The 14,562-nt window shown below is 72.6% G+C and carries 16 protein-coding genes; 8 read left to right on the forward strand and 8 right to left on the reverse strand.

Translation table 11 applies throughout. The features are described 5' to 3' along the window. Positions 1-9 precede the first annotated feature (9 nt). Both NDW01_RS17665 and NDW01_RS17670 read left to right on the forward strand, forming a co-directional pair. Positions 10-1,128, forward strand: a complete 1,119-nt coding sequence (locus NDW01_RS17665) for an ATP-binding protein (protein WP_252821846.1) — start codon at positions 10-12, stop codon at positions 1,126-1,128. Continuing rightward, on the forward strand, positions 1,125-3,941 hold the full coding sequence (locus tag NDW01_RS17670; protein WP_252821847.1) for a DUF5682 family protein: 2,817 nt from the start codon (positions 1,125-1,127) through the stop codon (positions 3,939-3,941). Before NDW01_RS17665 ends, NDW01_RS17670 begins: the two co-directional genes overlap by 4 nt. On the opposite strand, the gene NDW01_RS17675 is transcribed toward NDW01_RS17670, so the two are convergent. The 3 genes from NDW01_RS17675 to NDW01_RS17685 all read right to left on the reverse strand — a co-directional run bounded on the left by NDW01_RS17675 (position 3,908) and on the right by NDW01_RS17685 (position 6,429). Further along, the gene (locus NDW01_RS17675) at positions 3,908-4,669 is read right to left on the reverse strand and encodes a polysaccharide deacetylase family protein (protein ID WP_252821849.1); all 762 of its coding nucleotides are present in this window, start codon (positions 4,667-4,669) and stop codon (positions 3,908-3,910) included. The genes NDW01_RS17670 and NDW01_RS17675 overlap by 34 nt on opposite strands. Beyond that, positions 4,666-5,832 (reverse strand): MGDG synthase family glycosyltransferase, encoded by a 1,167-nt coding sequence (locus NDW01_RS43850; protein WP_252821852.1) that lies wholly within the window; start codon positions 5,830-5,832, stop codon positions 4,666-4,668. The genes NDW01_RS17675 and NDW01_RS43850 overlap by 4 nt, the downstream gene beginning before the upstream one ends. Positions 5,833-6,024: 192 nt before the next feature. After that, on the reverse strand, positions 6,025-6,429 hold the full coding sequence (locus NDW01_RS17685; RefSeq protein ID WP_252821853.1) for a hypothetical protein: 405 nt from the start codon (positions 6,427-6,429) through the stop codon (positions 6,025-6,027). 194 nt (positions 6,430-6,623) lie between these two features. Here NDW01_RS17685 and NDW01_RS17690 point away from each other — a divergent pair, with 194 nt between their 5' ends. Continuing rightward, a complete protein-coding gene (locus tag NDW01_RS17690) occupies positions 6,624-7,220 on the forward strand; it encodes an HD domain-containing protein (RefSeq protein WP_252821855.1) in 597 nt (198 codons plus the stop codon). A 100-nt stretch (positions 7,221-7,320) separates the two neighbouring features. On the opposite strand, the gene NDW01_RS17695 is transcribed toward NDW01_RS17690, so the two are convergent. The 3 genes from NDW01_RS17695 to NDW01_RS17705 all read right to left on the reverse strand — a co-directional run bounded on the left by NDW01_RS17695 (position 7,321) and on the right by NDW01_RS17705 (position 8,955). Continuing rightward, positions 7,321-7,971 carry a class I SAM-dependent methyltransferase gene (locus NDW01_RS17695; RefSeq protein WP_252821857.1) on the reverse strand — a complete coding sequence of 217 codons (651 nt, stop codon included), beginning with the start codon at positions 7,969-7,971 and terminating at the stop codon, positions 7,321-7,323. A 53-nt stretch (positions 7,972-8,024) separates the two neighbouring features. Next, positions 8,025-8,420, reverse strand: coding sequence for a VOC family protein (locus tag NDW01_RS17700; protein WP_252821859.1), 396 nt, complete (start codon positions 8,418-8,420; stop codon positions 8,025-8,027). Between the two features lie 88 nt (positions 8,421-8,508). After that, positions 8,509-8,955 (reverse strand): nuclear transport factor 2 family protein, encoded by a 447-nt coding sequence (locus NDW01_RS17705; protein WP_252821861.1) that lies wholly within the window; start codon positions 8,953-8,955, stop codon positions 8,509-8,511. A 135-nt stretch (positions 8,956-9,090) separates the two neighbouring features. On the opposite strand from NDW01_RS17705, the gene NDW01_RS17710 reads away from it, so the two are divergent. Beyond that, positions 9,091-9,900 (forward strand): TetR/AcrR family transcriptional regulator, encoded by an 810-nt coding sequence (locus NDW01_RS17710; protein ID WP_252821863.1) that lies wholly within the window; start codon positions 9,091-9,093, stop codon positions 9,898-9,900. Positions 9,901-9,977: 77 nt separating this feature from the next. Here the strand turns inward: NDW01_RS17710 and NDW01_RS17715 are convergent, their stop codons facing one another. Further along, entirely contained in the window at positions 9,978-10,241 is a 264-nt protein-coding gene (locus NDW01_RS17715) for a hypothetical protein (RefSeq protein WP_252821865.1), read from the reverse strand. Between the two features lie 199 nt (positions 10,242-10,440). On the opposite strand from NDW01_RS17715, the gene NDW01_RS17720 reads away from it, so the two are divergent. From NDW01_RS17720 to NDW01_RS17730, 3 genes are all read left to right on the forward strand, one after another. Beyond that, entirely contained in the window at positions 10,441-11,364 is a 924-nt protein-coding gene (locus NDW01_RS17720; protein WP_252821867.1) for a DUF5919 domain-containing protein, read from the forward strand. Then, positions 11,361-12,173: an inositol monophosphatase family protein gene (locus NDW01_RS17725; RefSeq protein ID WP_252821869.1), complete on the forward strand. Its 813-nt coding sequence runs from the start codon at positions 11,361-11,363 to the stop codon at positions 12,171-12,173. The genes NDW01_RS17720 and NDW01_RS17725 overlap by 4 nt, the downstream gene beginning before the upstream one ends. Before the next feature lie 356 nt (positions 12,174-12,529). Continuing rightward, on the forward strand, positions 12,530-12,838 hold the full coding sequence (locus tag NDW01_RS17730; protein ID WP_252821872.1) for a hypothetical protein: 309 nt from the start codon (positions 12,530-12,532) through the stop codon (positions 12,836-12,838). Positions 12,839-12,861: 23 nt separating this feature from the next. On the opposite strand, the gene NDW01_RS17735 is transcribed toward NDW01_RS17730, so the two are convergent. After that, a complete protein-coding gene (locus tag NDW01_RS17735; RefSeq protein WP_252821874.1) occupies positions 12,862-13,530 on the reverse strand; it encodes a helix-turn-helix domain-containing protein in 669 nt (222 codons plus the stop codon). Positions 13,531-13,624: 94 nt separating this feature from the next. Between NDW01_RS17735 and NDW01_RS17740 the strand changes: the two genes are divergently transcribed. Then, positions 13,625-14,509 carry an aldo/keto reductase gene (locus tag NDW01_RS17740; protein WP_252821876.1) on the forward strand — a complete coding sequence of 295 codons (885 nt, stop codon included), beginning with the start codon at positions 13,625-13,627 and terminating at the stop codon, positions 14,507-14,509. Positions 14,510-14,562: the final 53 nt, after the last annotated feature.

Raw genomic sequence — 14,562 nt, forward strand, 5'->3', positions numbered from 1 at the left:
AGGAGAACGATGACCGACGAGATGCTGCGCGCCCCGGCCGAGGTCAAGTACGCCGAGGAGCTCGACTGGCTGGAGTCGATCGACGACGGACCCAAGCCGTTCTCCTGGCGGCTCAGCCCGCGGATGGTCCGGCTGTTCATCCTGGGCTCCGAGCGGGCCGACGGGCTGGACCGGGAGATCCCGCAGAAGTGGTTCGGCGACCGGAGTTTCGTCGAGCGGAGCATCGTGACGCTCGCCTCGGACCGCGGCCTGCTGCTGATCGGCGATCCCGGCACCGGGAAGAGCTGGCTCGCCGAGCTGCTGTCGGCGGCCATCTGCCGTAACTCGACGCTGGTCGTCCAGGGGACGGCGGGCACCACCGAGGACCACATCAAGTACTCGTGGAACGTCTCGATGGTGATCGCGAAGGGGCAGTCGCGCGAGTCGATGATCCCCTCTCCGATCATGACGGCGATGGAGCAGGGGATGATCGGGCGGTTCGAGGAGCTGACCCGGTCGACCAGCGACGTACAGGACGCCCTCATCTCGATCCTGTCCGAGAAGTACGTCTCCATCCCCGAGCTCGACGACGACAACATCGTCTTCGCTCAGCCCGGATTCTCGATCATCGCCACCGCCAACAGCCGCGACCGGGGCGTCAACGACCTGTCGTCCGCCCTCAAGCGGCGGTTCAACTTCGTCCGCATCCCGGTGGTGACGAACAAACGGAGCGAGGCCGAGATCGTGCGGTTCCGCACGGCCGAGCTGATGCGGCGGCACCGCATCGACCTGGAGGTGCCGCCCACGCTGCTGGACATCCTGCTGCAGAGCTTCGCCGACCTGCGCGCGGCGGCGGCCTCGGCCACCAGCGACGACGAGAAGCTGGAGTCGGCGCTGTCCACGGCGGAGCAGATCGGTGTGCTGGAGGACGCCGTCCTGCACAGCCAGTTCTTCGGCGACCGTACGCTCCGGGCGGAGACGCTCGCCGGTTCGCTGGTGGGCTCGCTCGCCCGCCGCAGCCCGGAGGACCTGGCGATCCTGAACAAGTTCTGGCACGGGGTGATCGAGCCGCGCAGCAAGCAGGACGACGGCGCGCCGTGGCAGGCGTTCCTGGAGGGCGGCCGGCAGGCCCTGGAAACGCTGTCATGACCGAGATCACGGAAGCGCTGCCAGGGCCGTTCGGGGCGCTCCGCTCGCAGTTGCTGGACGCGGCGGCGGCGTTCGCCGGGGCCGGAGAGGGCGCCGGCGGCGCGGATCCGGTGTCCGGCATCCTGGCCGGCATGGTCGACGACGTCGACCGGGCGCTGCGCGAGGAGCTGGAGATCTTCCCGGTCTGCCACCACTCGCCGGCGTCGGCGCTGGCCATGGCGCGGCGGCTGCGCGAGAAGCGGCCCGCCGTCATCTACCTCGAACTCTGCGAGGACCTGCGGCCGCTGCTCGACGAGCTGCGCAACTGCCGGCTGCCCGTCGCGCTGCAGGCGTTCGCCACCGAGCTGGAGGACTTCCCGGCGGAATGGTCGCCGCTCAGCGTGGTGGCGCCCGTCACCGAGGCGTCGGCCGAGTACCAGGCGATCGCGTACGCCCTCGACACGCCCGGCGTCGAGCTGGTGCTGGTCGACCGCTCGACGGACCACGTCTTCCAGTGGGAGCCCCGTACCCCGCCCGAGCCCGAGCCCGCGGCGGACGGCGGCGAGGGCGCGGCGCTGCACGGTGACGCGGTCGGCATCGAGATCGGCGACCTGCGGCCGAGGTTCGCCGAGCTCGAGGCGCACCTGCTGCACCACGGCAAGGTCCGGCACTGGTCCGAGTGGTGGGACCAGTACGTCGAGCAGCCGCTGGTGGGCGCCGACCATGACACGTACCGCCAGGTCATGGTGTTGATCGGCAGTCTCTTCCGGCGGCTGCGCCCGGAGCGGGACGCCCGGAACGACCGGGACGAGGACCGCGAACGCTACATGTGGACCCGCATGCGCGAGCACCTCGCCGCCTCCGGGGCCGACCCGGCGCGGTGCCTGTACGTCTGCGGCGCGTTCCACGCGGCCAGCCGCGTCGAGCAGTTCGGCCTGCGCGCCGACGCGCCGTACGAGATCACCCCGCGTACGGCGACCCGCTGGCAGTACGGCCTGATCCCCTCCAGCCACTCCGCCATCGAGGCGCAGTTCGGCCTGGCGCCCGGGTCGGTGTCGATCGCCGCGGCCACGTGGTCGAAGGCGCTGCAGGGCAGCGGCGTCACGCCGTACCGGCTGAAGGGGCAGGAGGGGGCGAAGCCGAAGGCCGTACGGGCCCGGCGGGCTCCCGATCCGGGCGGGCCGGTCGCGGACCGGCTGTCCGGGTTCCTGTCCCGGCCGCCCGCCCCGAACGGTCTGGACGAGGACGAGCTGCTGGGCTGGTGCGTCGACATCGTCCGGCTGGCCCGGCGCAACGGCTACCTCGCGAGCACGGCCGACGCGATCGCGGTGTACGAGACGTCGGTCCTGCTGGCGGGCCTGCGCGGCCGGGGCCGCCCCACGCCGTACGACTTCCAGGACGCGGCGGTCACCTGCATCGAGAAGGACACCGTTCCGGGCCGCCGGGACGTGCGCCGGCTGTGCGAGATCCTGCTCGGCGGCGACCGTGTCGGGCAGGTCGGCTACGAGTCGCTCCCGCCGCTGGCCCGTGACGTGCTCGACCGGCTGGAGCCGCTGGGGCTCGACCTCGCCAAGCGCACGATCCAGCGCGCCCTGCTCGACCTCGACGCGAACCCGGAGCTGCGGCCCTGCTCCGACCTGCTGTGGGTGCTGCGCCGCCTGCTGCCGGACAACGCCGTACGCCCCATCATGGGGTCGCGGCGGCTCGGCGAACGCCCCATCCAGGAGAGCTGGGACCTGGACCTCGGCCGCCACCAGCGGTCGATCGTCGAGCTCGGGTACGAAGGCGTCACGATCGAGCAGGTCCTCGAACACCGGCTGCGCCGGACGGTCGCGGATCCGAAGGCGACCGCCGCGGCGGCGCTGGCGGCCGTGGAGGACGCCATCCTCTATCTCGGCGGCGGCCGGATCGCCGACGACCTCGGGAACCGCGCGGTCGAGCTCCTCGCCGCCGAACGCACCGTGGACGACGCGCCCGACGTGCTGCGCCGGATCCGCCGGCTGCTCGCGTACTACCGCACCACCCGGGCCGACCTGCCGAAATGGTGTGAACGCTTCGTCACCGCCGGATACGCGCACTACTGCACGCTGCTGCCGACCGCGTTCCTGGACGAGGACACCGGCGTCCGGCAGGTGGCGGCCATGCTGGGCTTCCTGTTCAGCATGGAGAGCCTCGCGCTGTCGCTCGGCTGCGATCACTCCCAGCTCGAACTCGCCGTACGCCAGTCGCACCCGGAGGCGCCGGCCAGGATCGCGCTGCTGTGGGCGGCCCGGTCGCAGCTCGGGCTGCTGCCGGTGGCCGAGCTGCGCGCGCGGTACGACGAGCTGCTGGCCAACCCGCTCGTCGTCCCGTCGATCCCGCTGTACCTCAGCGGGTTCGTCCAGGCGCTCGAGCCGGTTCCGTCCCTGGCTCCCGTCGTCGTCGAGGTGATGTCGAAGGCGTTCGCCCGGTTGCCCGATCCCGTCCTGCTCCCCTGGCTCCCGAAGCTGATCACCACGCTGCGGGACGAGGCGGCCGAGCTGGTGCCGGTCCTCGTACGGGAGGCAGGCCGGATGCTCCCGGCCTCCCTGCCCGCCGTCGACGCCTGGGTTCCGCCGTGGTCGGCGCGGCGGCCGGCCGCGCCGGCATCGGCTCCGGTTCCGGCGTCGGCCCGTGCGGTGGCGGACCTCGTGGCCGCTCACCCGGCGGCGTGCGACGCCGTGGCCGGACTGCTCGGTCACGACGCCGGATGGCGGCCGGCCGCCGGCGGGGGCGGCGACGACCGGGTCACCGGCCTGCTGGCCGCCCACGGCGACACCGCTCACGCCGTGGCGGCGCTCCTCGGGAGAGCGTGATCGCGTAGCGGGCCCACCGCCAGGCCCTGCTCCCGTACCTCCTCCAGGAGCGGAGGCAGCGCGCCGAGCGTGTTCCGCCACGACTCCGGTGCCGACGTGCAGTCGGAGTCGTGGAGGAGCACGGTCGCTCCCCCGTCGAGATCGCGGGTGACGGTCGCGAGGACGGACGCCGGGGTGGCCGCCCGCGTCCAGTCGCGGCCCCAGTTCGTCCAGAGCACCGGCGTGAGGCCGAGCCGGCGCGCCGCCCGCAAGGCGGACGAGCTCAGCACCCCGTACGGCGGCCGGTACCAGCGCGGCAGCGTCCCCGTGACATCGACGATCGTCTCCACGGCCCTGGCCAGGTCGTCGTACGTGGCGGCGGGCCCGCGCAGCAGCATGCAGCGGTGCTCCCAGCCGTGCACCGCGATCTCGTGTCCGGCGTCGACCAGTTCCCTCCCCACGTCCGGCGCCTCGACGAGCATCCGGCCGAGGAGGAAGAACGTCGCCGTCACCTCGTACTCGCGCAACGCGGCGAGGAACGCCGGGGTCGAGCGCGGGTCCGGCCCGTCGTCGAACGTGAGCGCCACATGACCCGGGTCGCCGACGCCGGCCAGGTTCGGCAGCAGGCGGCGGCGCAGGGGACCGATCGACGTGATCGCCGGTGCCGCGTGCGCCGCGGCCAGGACTCCGGCCGCGGCCAGGGTGGCCCGCGGGCCCGGCAGGGCCCGGCGGAGACGGAGGACGCTCATCGGGACGCCTCCGCCGCCACGGTGAGCTCAGGCGCGCCCGCCGGCCCCCGGCCCGCGGCCACCGTCGCGCTCCGCCCGGCCGCGAGAGCGGTGACGATCGACGCCGGGTCCGCCGCGACCGCGCCGTCCACCGTCCGGGGGCCGGTCAGTGCCGTGAACAACGCCTCGGGGAGCCCGTCCGCGTGGCGTGCCCACGGTGCCCAGCCGGCCTCCTCCAGAACGGCGGCGTTCGCCCGGCCGTGGCCGGGGAGGCAGCGGTAACTGAGCACGGGCAGTCCGGACGCCAGCGCCTCGAGGGAGCTGAGACCACCGGCGTTCTGCACCACGACGTCACAGGCGCGCATCAACGCGGGCATGTCGTCCACCCAGCCCAGGGCGATGCCCGTCCCGGACCGGGTGAGCTTCTCGCGCAGCGCCGTGTTACGGCCGCACACCACCAGCGGAGTCACCAGCCCGGTCGCGGCGACGTCGGACACGGTGGCCGCGACGTCGCCGCTGCCCCAGGACCCTGCGGTGATCAGAGCCAGCCGTTCGCCGTCCGGCAGGCCGAAGTGCAGCCGCGCCATCTGTCGCTCGATGACGGACGATGGCGGCCTGAACCCGGGGCGGACGGCCGGCGCGCACACCCGTACGTCCGCGGCGCCGAGCCGATGGGCCTCGGCCGCCGTCAGCGGGTGCAGCGCGAGATGCACGTCCACCCCCTCGGCCACCCAGAGCGGGTGCACGGACAGGTCGGTGAGGTACGTGACGACCGGCGCCCGCAGCACGCCGCGCCTCCGCAACCGGCCCAGCGCCTGGCTCGCGAGCGGGTAGGTCGAGACGATGGCGGCCGATTCCGGAGCGGCCGTACGGGTGATGCGACGCGCGGCGAGGCCGCTCAGGGCCCGCACCGCCGCCGCGAGGTTCCGCCGCCGGTCGAGGGCGGTGAACAGCCGTTCCCAGCTCTCCGGCGCGGCGCGCAACTGCACGGCGTAGGTCTGCCGGAGCAGCCGTCCGAGCGAGGCGGGGAGCAGGTCCAGGAAGTCATGGCGGTCGACGGAGAACCCGGCCGCGCGGAGCCGCCGGGCCAGCTCGTCCGCCGCGCCGTCATGGCCGGCGCCGACACTCGCCGAAACGATCGTGACGTGGCGGCCGCCACCGGAGCGGATGAGGGAGGTGTTCACTGCGCGATGCCTGCCTATGTCGTGGTGGTGTCCCGGCCTCGCCGGCCGGATCTCAGGGGAGGGACGTCAGAGGCGCCGGGCGTACGACCGGCGGGGAGGGATGGTCAGGACCGCCGGGGAGGGGCGGTCAGGACCGGCGGGGAGAGGAGGTCAGGACCGGCGGGGGCGGTCAGGACCCGCGGGGAGAGGAGGTCAGGACCGGCGGCCGCCCCGGATGCGGAGGCGTCCGCACGCGTCGCCGCGGTGGCTGACGCGAACGGTCGTGAACCGGCCGTGCGCGACGGCCAGCCAGCAGAACCCGCCGACCAGGAGGACGTCGGCCGGGCACCGGCGCGTCCAGCCCGCGAACAGCACGTCGGGGAGGGCCGTGGCGGCCGGAAGCCGGCCCCAGGCGACGGCGCACGGGCCGCCCGGGGAGACGCCGCGCCGGGCGCCCCGCAGGGTCTCCGGCGCCACCGGCGTCTCGACGACGACGTCGACCAGCGTCTCCGCGTCGTACACCTCCAACGCGGGTCGTCCCGCCGAGCTCCGGCCGAGCCGGACCGTCCACGGGGTGCCGGTCAGCCGGCTGTCGACGGGCGTCGCGCTGGTGGCCATGGGGGTGGATCTCCTTCCGCGCCCGGTCCTCCGGGCACGGATCCAGCGTCGCGGCCGGAGCCCGCGAGGTCAGTAGCGCGACCACCCGATCATGGGTGGCACCAGTTGCACCCCCGCACCTCATGCCTGCTCCAGTCAGGCCCCTGACCTGGTCGAACGGAGGCGGCCGAGGCGTGCGTCGTTAGACTCTCGGCGTGATCATCCCGACGGACGAAGAGATCCGCGCGCTGCACGAGAGGCACGCGCCCACGGAGGCGGCCTTCGAACTCGTGTACACGCACTGCGAGATCGTGTGCGGGATCGCCGAGCAGCTCCTGGCCGATGGTGACCCCGGCGTCGACGCGGGCCTCGTACGCGCCGGCGCCCTGCTGCACGACATCGGCGTCTACCGCCTGTACGACGACGCGGGACGGATCGACCACGCGGACTACATCCGGCACGGTGTGCTCGGCCACGAGCTGCTGAGGGACGAAGGGTTCCCCGAGGTGCTGTGCCGCTTCTGCTCCTGCCACACCGGGGTGGGCATCACCCGGGACGACGTACGGAACCAGGGGCTCCCCCTCCCCGCCGCCGACTACGTGGCGGAGTCACGGGAGGAGGAGCTCGTCATGTACGCCGACAAGTTCCACACCAAGAGCGACCCGCCGGCCTTCCTCTCGGCCGCCTCCTACGCCGCCCGGCTCCGCCGGTTCGGGGAGGACAAGGTCGCGCGCTTCGAGGCGATGAGCGAGCGCTACGGAACGCCCGACCTCGCGCCGCTCACCGCCGCGTACGGGCACACCGCCGCGTGACGGGTCAGGGGGACCACGCCGCGTAACGAGGTCGCGCGCACGGCAGCGCGCCAGGCGGACGGCGCCCTCAGGGCGTCGGTGCGCTCGGGCGGCCGGGGCGTCAGGCGGGCTGCGCGGGTTTGCGGACGAGGAGGTGGCCCTGCAGGAACCTCTCGTTGTCGCGTGGCTCCCGGCGCATCCGGGCCAGCTCCACCAGCCCGGCCTCGCGCGCCAGGGCCGCGACGTGGTCGATGGACAGCCGGTAGGCCGTGGTCACCTTGTGGTCGAAGGGCACGGCCGGGTCCGGCGAGTCGTCGTCGGTCGTGAAGAACCCGAGCAGCAGGTGACCGCCCGGGGCCAGCACCCGGCCGAACTCCGCGAACACCGTGGGCAGCTCCTCCGGCCGCATGTGGATGACGGAGTACCAGGCGAGCACCCCGTCCACCGAGCCGTCCGCCAGGTCCAGGGCGGTCATCGACCCTTCCTCGAACCGCAGGCCGGGGTGGTCCCGGCGCGCCAGCTCGATCATCGTGGGCGAGAGATCGATTCCGAAGGCGGAGGCGCCGAGCGAGTGCAGGTGGGCGGTCAGCCGACCGGGGCCGCACCCGAGGTCCGCGACCTGCCCGCCGCCGGCCCGTACGAGCTCGGCGAAGGCTCCGATCATCGCGCGGTCCAGTGGAGAGTCGTCGAGGACGTTGCGGAAGGTATCGGCGTACAGGACGGCGACGGAGTCGTACGCCGTCCGGGTCGTGTCCAGGGAGGGTTCGATCATGGTGGACGACCCTAACCTCCGGCGGGCGCCCGTACGGCCGTATGGAGCGGTGGTCAGGATTCCGCGATGACGACGAGGTAGCCGTCGGGGTCGCGGAGCCAGATCTCGCGGTGGCCGGCGTTCGGATTGACGTGGACGTCCGTGACGACCTGTGCGTCCACGGCCCGGACGCGCCGGACCGCGGCGTCGAACTCGGCCGTGGCGAACCACAACGCGACGCCGTTGCCGACCGGCCGATCGGGGTCCGCGAGCGGGCCGTGGTGGTGCCCGACCTCGAGCCGGTGCAGCTGCATGACCAGGTGGCCGTCCACCAGCAACTGCTCGTACTCGGAGCCGCCGTGGCCGCTGGTCGCGCCGAGTACCCGGCCGTACCAGCGGCTGGAGCGCTCGACGTCCACCACGGAGATCATCGGCTGGGGTCGCATGCCCGTGATCGTCTGCTGCGTCATGATCCGACCATGCCGGTACGGCCGCGGTCCGGGCTTGGACGAATGGGAGAAGGCCGGGCGCCGCGGCGAGGGACTCGGCGCGCGGGTGCTACTCGGCGGGATTCCGGCTGAGGACCTCGGTGATCTCGTCACGGAACTCGGCGCCGGCGAGGTTGTCGCCGTAGTCGCGCGAGTGGACGATCAGGCCGTCCCTGACCCGGACCACCATGATGTACGAGAAGACGAACGACCGGCCTGAGCGGGTCATCGTCCCGTGCAGGTCGTACTCGGCGACGATCACCTCCGGGTCCTCGGTCTGCCGGAGCACGACCGAGTCGACCTTGGTGAAGCGGCGTGCCGGGGCGACCGCCTTGAACCGGGCTCGATGTCCCTCGCGGCCCTCGAACCGCTTCGGGACTCCCGGCGGCGCGAACGGCAGCTCGATGACGGAATCCGGCGCGTAGAGGTCGGCGAGGTCGTCCCAGGCGTTGTCGGCGGAGGCGCGGAGGAAGCGCTCGACGGTCTCTCGGGGCGTGGCGGTGGTCGCTGTGGGCACGGAAGACTCCTTCCTTCTTCGAGGAACGTCTAAAATCGGAGTGGTCGCTCCGATTGGAGACGTTACGGAACAGCTACTCCGGTTGTCAACGGGCGCGGCGCCGGGTGCCGACGCGTCGGCGGGAAGAGGTGGGGCATGTCGGGAGGCGGCGACCGTACGGCCGGTGAGCGGCGGGCGGATGCCCGGCGTAACCGCGCTCGCGTGCTGTCGGTCGCCGAGGAGTCCTTCGCGGCCGGCGGGCTCGCGGTGCCCCTCGGCGAGATCGCCCGGCGGGCCGGAGTCGGGCCCGGAACGGTCTACCGGCACTTCGCGAGCAAGGAGGCGTTGTTCGAGGCGGTGGTGAGCGACCGGATCGCCCGGCTCGTCGACGACACCTGCGCCCTCGCCGTCGGCGAAGAGCCCGGCACGGCGTTCTTCGCGGCGTTCGACATGATCGTCCGTCAGGTCGCGGTCAACAAGGCGCTCTGCGATGCGCTCACGGCCGGATCGGGACGGGTGATGACCGTGGCGCCGCACCTCGGGGAGCGGTTCCGCGCGGCCCTGGCCGCGCTGCTCGACCGGGCACAGCGGGCCGGCGCCGTCCGTGCCGACGTGACCGTGGACGACGTTCAGCGCCTGGTGCACGGCTGCGTGCGGATGGAGTCCGAAGGGCCGACGGGGCGGCCGACCGCGATCGTCTGCGACGGGCTCCGGCCCACGGCCTCCGATCGGCTCACCGGACTCCCGCCCGTAACGGAACACCCGGCCGATGCGCGTAACGAAACTCGACCGATGGCGTCCGTCGGGTCACGGCACGGTGCGACGGCGCCCCGGTGCGCCGAGTGCGGCGGGCCGATCGTGACCGCGCGCACCGGAAGGCCCGCGCGGTTCTGCGGGGCGGCCTGCCGGCAGAAGGCGCACCGCCGCCGCGCGCGGAACACCGACCGGCCGCCGCGGACCGGCTGAGCGGCTGCGGGCCGACGGATCCGCCGTGCCCGCCGGAACGGGCGTCGGCGGCGGACGCCATGGGACGTGGCACGGGCTCAGCCGGTATGCGCGCGGAGGCATCCCATGATGCGTTCGGCGGCGCGTTCCGGGCTGGCCGCCGGGAACCGATCTCCGGAGTTCGTGCACCATTCGAAGAATTCACCGCAGGGACTGACAGAGATCCACAATCGGGGATCGGCCGGGCCGCCGACCGAAAGGGCCGGTCGCGCGTCGCTCATCACGGACGGCAGTCCGAGCCTGGCCAGTTCCCGGCACAAGGCCACCAGAAGCCGCATTTTCTCGCTGTGATCGGCGCTCACCGCCGCTGCCCTCCAACGCCCCCGGGAACAGGTCCCTCACCCTCCGGCCATAGCATCCTTCGTGCGAGTGTTTCGTCTCGATACCATCAAAGGCGCTTTTTCGACACCAATGTCTTGCCTCTGTCTCGAATTCGTCTCGTCGTACGGATATAGGGTGGCTAACCTGGACCTGCACTGACGGCGGTGAAGGGGCGGAATCATGACGCGGCGACCGATCCTGCTCCACGTTCTCGTCCAGCAGCGGCAATTAATGCGATATGGCATGTTCCGTGCCGCCTACGAGAGTGCGGCGAAGAAAGTCGATCGCGAACTCGTCGGCACGGCTCCGAGCCGCGCCCAACTGCACCGCTGGATCTCCGGTGGGCTGAAACGCCTGCCGCACACCGATCACTGCCGCGTCCTGCAGAGGATGTTCCCGGGCTGGACGGCCGACCAGCTGTTCGCGCCGTGCCCGGAGGACCTCCTGCCCGTCGATCCGGCGCGTCCGGCGGACGGTCCGGCGGCCTCGATGTCCCCGGGGGTGCGGCGTGCGATCGCGCCGCCCGGCCGGGCACCGTTCGACACGCCGCACGCGCCCGGCCCGCCCCTGTCCGATGTCGCCGCCGTCTTCACGACCCGGGCGGAGTTCACCTGCGCCATGCCGCCGCAGGCGATGTTCGACGACGCGGAGGAGATCAGGGCGGCGGGGCTCTCGCTGAACCTCCTGTGCCAGCAGTACCCGGACCAGCGGCTGCGGCGGCTGGTGGCGAACGGCGCCCGGCTCGAGTGCCTCTTCCTCGACCCGGACGGTGACGCCATCAGGGCGCGTGAGCGGGAGGAGGGCTACACCGACCACTTCCTGTCCACGCTGACGAAGCTCAACATCGAGGTGCTGTCCCGCGTCCGCGACCACCTGCCGGCCGAGGCGCGGGACCGGTTGTCGCTCGCGGTGTACGACGAGACGATCCGATTCGGCATCGTCCTGATCGACGGCACGACCTGCGTGATGCAGCCGTATCTGCCGCAGGCGCGCGGCGTGGACTCGCCGACCTTCCTGCTCCGCCGTGACCCGGAAGGAGCGGGGTTGTATAACACTTTTGAGCAGATCTATCACGAATTGTCGGAACGGAGCCGCCCGGTATGACGACGTCCGTCGGAGCGCTGCTCCCCGTCGCTCTGGACGCCGTCGCGATCGCCACCGACCTGATCCGCTCCCGGGCGCCCGGCCTGCTCACCGCCAAGGGCGACCGGGACATGGCCACCGAGCTCGACTACGCCGTCGAGCGCGCCGTACGGGCGCACCTGCGCGAACGTACGCCCGGCGTGCCGATCCTGGGCGAAGAGGAAGGCGTGACCGGCGACGCCGGCGGGGAGCTGCTGTGGGCGCTCGACCCGATCGACGGCACGGCCAACTTCGTCCACGGGCTCCCGCTGTGCGGCGTCTCCCTCGGCCTGCTCCGCCGCGGTCGCGCGGTCCTCGGAGTGATCGAGCTGCCGTTCCTCGGCGCCCGCTATTCGGCCGTCGAACACGGCGGCGCCCATCTCGGCGAGCGGCGCATCACGGCGAGTTCGACCGGCAGGCTGCGAGACGCGATCGTCGCCGTCGGCGACTATGCCGTCGGGGCGGGCGCGGAGGAGAAGAACCGCCTGCGCCTGGCGCTGACCGCCGCGCTCGCCGCCGAGGTGCAGCGCGTACGGATGCTGGGCTCCTCGGCCATCGACCTGGCCTGGGTCGCCGAAGGCCGGCTGGACGTCAGCCTGAGCATGTCCAACAAACCGTGGGACACCGCGGCCGGGGTCGCCATCGCCCGGGAGGCCGGCGCCGTGGTGTTGGACAAGGACGGCGGCGAGCACACGGCCGACTCGGCGGCCACGATCGCGGCGGCACCGGGCGTCGCCGACCAGATCAGCGCGCTGATCGGACGCACTGTGGACGGCCTGGCACTCGCCTGACGGGTCCGGCCTGCGATCCGGGTCCGCGCCGCGGACGCGGGATTCGCCCCTCACTTCGCCACCGGGCCGGTACGGTCGGCGGCCCGCCGGTCGCCGGGAACGATCCCATTCCGTGGCGCGGGGGTCACGGTGTGAATTCGCCGGCCTATTAGGGAGTCGGGTTAGGGAACGGTTGCCTGACGGGAGGCGCCACGAAGCGATCGAAAGATCGCTACCCTGCTCCCGTGAGTGGTCGACATCGGGACAAAACGGGCATAAAAAATATCGTCACCGCTTGGCTACGGCGGGGTCCGAACCGCCGCGAACACGGTCGCAAGGCCCTGCTCGTCGGTGGAATCCTCATCGTCGGAGCCGCGGTGATCGTGATCGGCATGGTCACCTCCTCGCCCGGCAAGCGAGGAGACGACGAGGCGGCCGGTGGGCTCTCGCCCTCACCGTCCGCGTCACGCGGAACGCCGCGGGTCAGGTCCGCGCTCCGTGAGCAGACCCCGCCGCCGGCCCTGCGGCCGGTGCCGGCGCAGACCACCCCCTCGAACGGCGTCCGGCCGTCCCCAACGCGGATCGGCACCCCGACGTCACCCGCCGCCAGCCCGTCCATGTCTTCGAGCAACTGCCCGCCCGGGCTCCGCAAGTCACCGGAGAAGTGCAACCGCGTCCACCGCTGACCCGGCGCGTCACCCGCGTTCGGTCAGGACGTCAGGCCCAGCGCACCGGCCTGCACACCCGCCTGGAAGCGGGACTCCGCCTCGAGCAGCCGCATCAGCTCGGCCACCCGTCGCCGGTAGGTCCGCAGGGAGAGCCCCAGCCGCCGGGCGGCGACCTCGTCGGTGAGCCCCTCCCCGAGCGCCCGCAGTATTCTCCGGCCCTCCACGTCCACCTGCGGCGGTTCACGGCGGAGGTACGCGGTCAACTCCGCAGCCGCCTCCCACGTCGCCTCGAACAGCGCGTACACACCGTCGATCAAGGCCGGCGACGTCGTGACGGTGAACTCACGGTCGCCCGCGACCTCGGTGCCCGCGAGGATCATGACCCGCCGGTCGATGACGATCGTCTCGTGCCGCAACAGCCCGGTGCCGCAGATCCGGACCTGGGCACCCAGTGACCCGAGCTCCAGCAGATGGTTCCGCTGCTCCTCATCCGTCAGCGCGGCGGGGGTGTAGAGCTTGCGGATCACCGGGCCGACGGCTCGGTGGCGGATCCGGCCGGCCATGGCAGCTCGCGTCGCCGGCCGCGACCAGGTGTTCACGTCCGTGGCGGCACAGACGAACTCCGACTCCGCTCCTTCGAACAGGTGTCCGGCGCGCGCGGCGAGCTCCTGTTCACCGTGAATGGTGATGACCTGCTGGGGGGTGCTCACGCCATCCAGTCTGACCAGCCGCCCGCGCGGCGGCAAATGGCAGCTTGCTGCCAGCCGCTCGCGCGCCCGGCGCCTCCGGACCAGAGTCGAAGGCATGACGACGAACGTGACGGCCGCCGACGGCGGCGACTTCCTCCTCGGCGGCGACCTGCGGATCAACCGGCTCGGCTTCGGCGCGATGCGGCTGCCCGTGGGCACCTGGGACGGGCCCACGCGCAGTCCGGAGAACGGCATCGCGGTGCTGCGCCGCGCCGTGGAGCTCGGCGTGAACCACATCGACACGGCCGGTTTCTACGGACGCGACGACGTCCACGCCCACGAACTGATCCGCGAGGCCCTCTCCCCGTACGCCCCCGGCCTGGTGATCGCCACGAAGGTCGGGCCGCTGTGGGGTCCGGACGGTTACCCGAGCGGGGAGGCGACGCCCGACCAACTGCGCGGCCTGGTGGAGGACGACCTGCGGCGGCTCGGCCTCGACCGTCTCGTCCTGGTCTACCTGCGGGTCGGCGGCAGGGGCGGCCCCGGCGGGCAGTCGATCGCCGAGCGGTTCGCGGTCCTGGCCGGGTTGCGGGAGGAGGGGCTGATCCGGCACCTCGGCGTCAGCAACGTCGACGCGGCCCAACTGGCCGAGGCCCGCGCGATCGCCCCGGTCGCCGCGGTGCAGAACCACTTCCACGTGCAGTACGGCGACGACTCCGGGCTGCTCGCCCAGTGCGCGGACCTCGGCATCGCGTTCGTGCCTTTCTTCCCGCTCGGCGGCGGGAACCGACCGCTCGACCGGGACCGTCTCGCGACGGTCGGCGCCCGCCACCACGCCACGCCCGAGCAGGTCGCCCTCGCCTGGCTGCTGGCGTCCTCTCCCGTCATGCTCGCCATCCCCGGCACCGGCTCGCTGGACCATCTGGAGGACAACATCGCCGCCGCCCGCCTCCACCTCACCGAAGAGGACCTGGCAGACCTGACCCTCCGAACGGCGTAGCGACGGCCGAAACGCCGCCCCAGGTGTGCCGCCCGAGCGGCACACCTGAACGC

Source organism: Actinoallomurus soli, assembly GCF_024055715.1.
Taxonomy (GTDB): domain Bacteria; phylum Actinomycetota; class Actinomycetes; order Streptosporangiales; family Streptosporangiaceae; genus Actinoallomurus; species Actinoallomurus soli.

Coding starts and splice junctions, on each gene's coding strand:
- NDW01_RS17665 (WP_252821846.1), top strand. CDS start 10: ATGACCGACGAGATGCTGCGCGCCCCGGCCGAGGTCAAGTACGCCGAG.
- NDW01_RS17670 (WP_252821847.1), top strand. CDS start 1,125: ATGACCGAGATCACGGAAGCGCTGCCAGGGCCGTTCGGGGCGCTCCGC.
- NDW01_RS17675 (WP_252821849.1), bottom strand. CDS start 4,669: ATGAGCGTCCTCCGTCTCCGCCGGGCCCTGCCGGGCCCGCGGGCCACC.
- NDW01_RS17685 (WP_252821853.1), bottom strand. CDS start 6,429: ATGGCCACCAGCGCGACGCCCGTCGACAGCCGGCTGACCGGCACCCCG.
- NDW01_RS17695 (WP_252821857.1), bottom strand. CDS start 7,971: ATGATCGAACCCTCCCTGGACACGACCCGGACGGCGTACGACTCCGTC.
- NDW01_RS17700 (WP_252821859.1), bottom strand. CDS start 8,420: ATGACGCAGCAGACGATCACGGGCATGCGACCCCAGCCGATGATCTCC.
- NDW01_RS17710 (WP_252821863.1), top strand. CDS start 9,091: ATGTCGGGAGGCGGCGACCGTACGGCCGGTGAGCGGCGGGCGGATGCC.
- NDW01_RS17720 (WP_252821867.1), top strand. CDS start 10,441: ATGACGCGGCGACCGATCCTGCTCCACGTTCTCGTCCAGCAGCGGCAA.
- NDW01_RS17725 (WP_252821869.1), top strand. CDS start 11,361: ATGACGACGTCCGTCGGAGCGCTGCTCCCCGTCGCTCTGGACGCCGTC.
- NDW01_RS17740 (WP_252821876.1), top strand. CDS start 13,625: ATGACGACGAACGTGACGGCCGCCGACGGCGGCGACTTCCTCCTCGGC.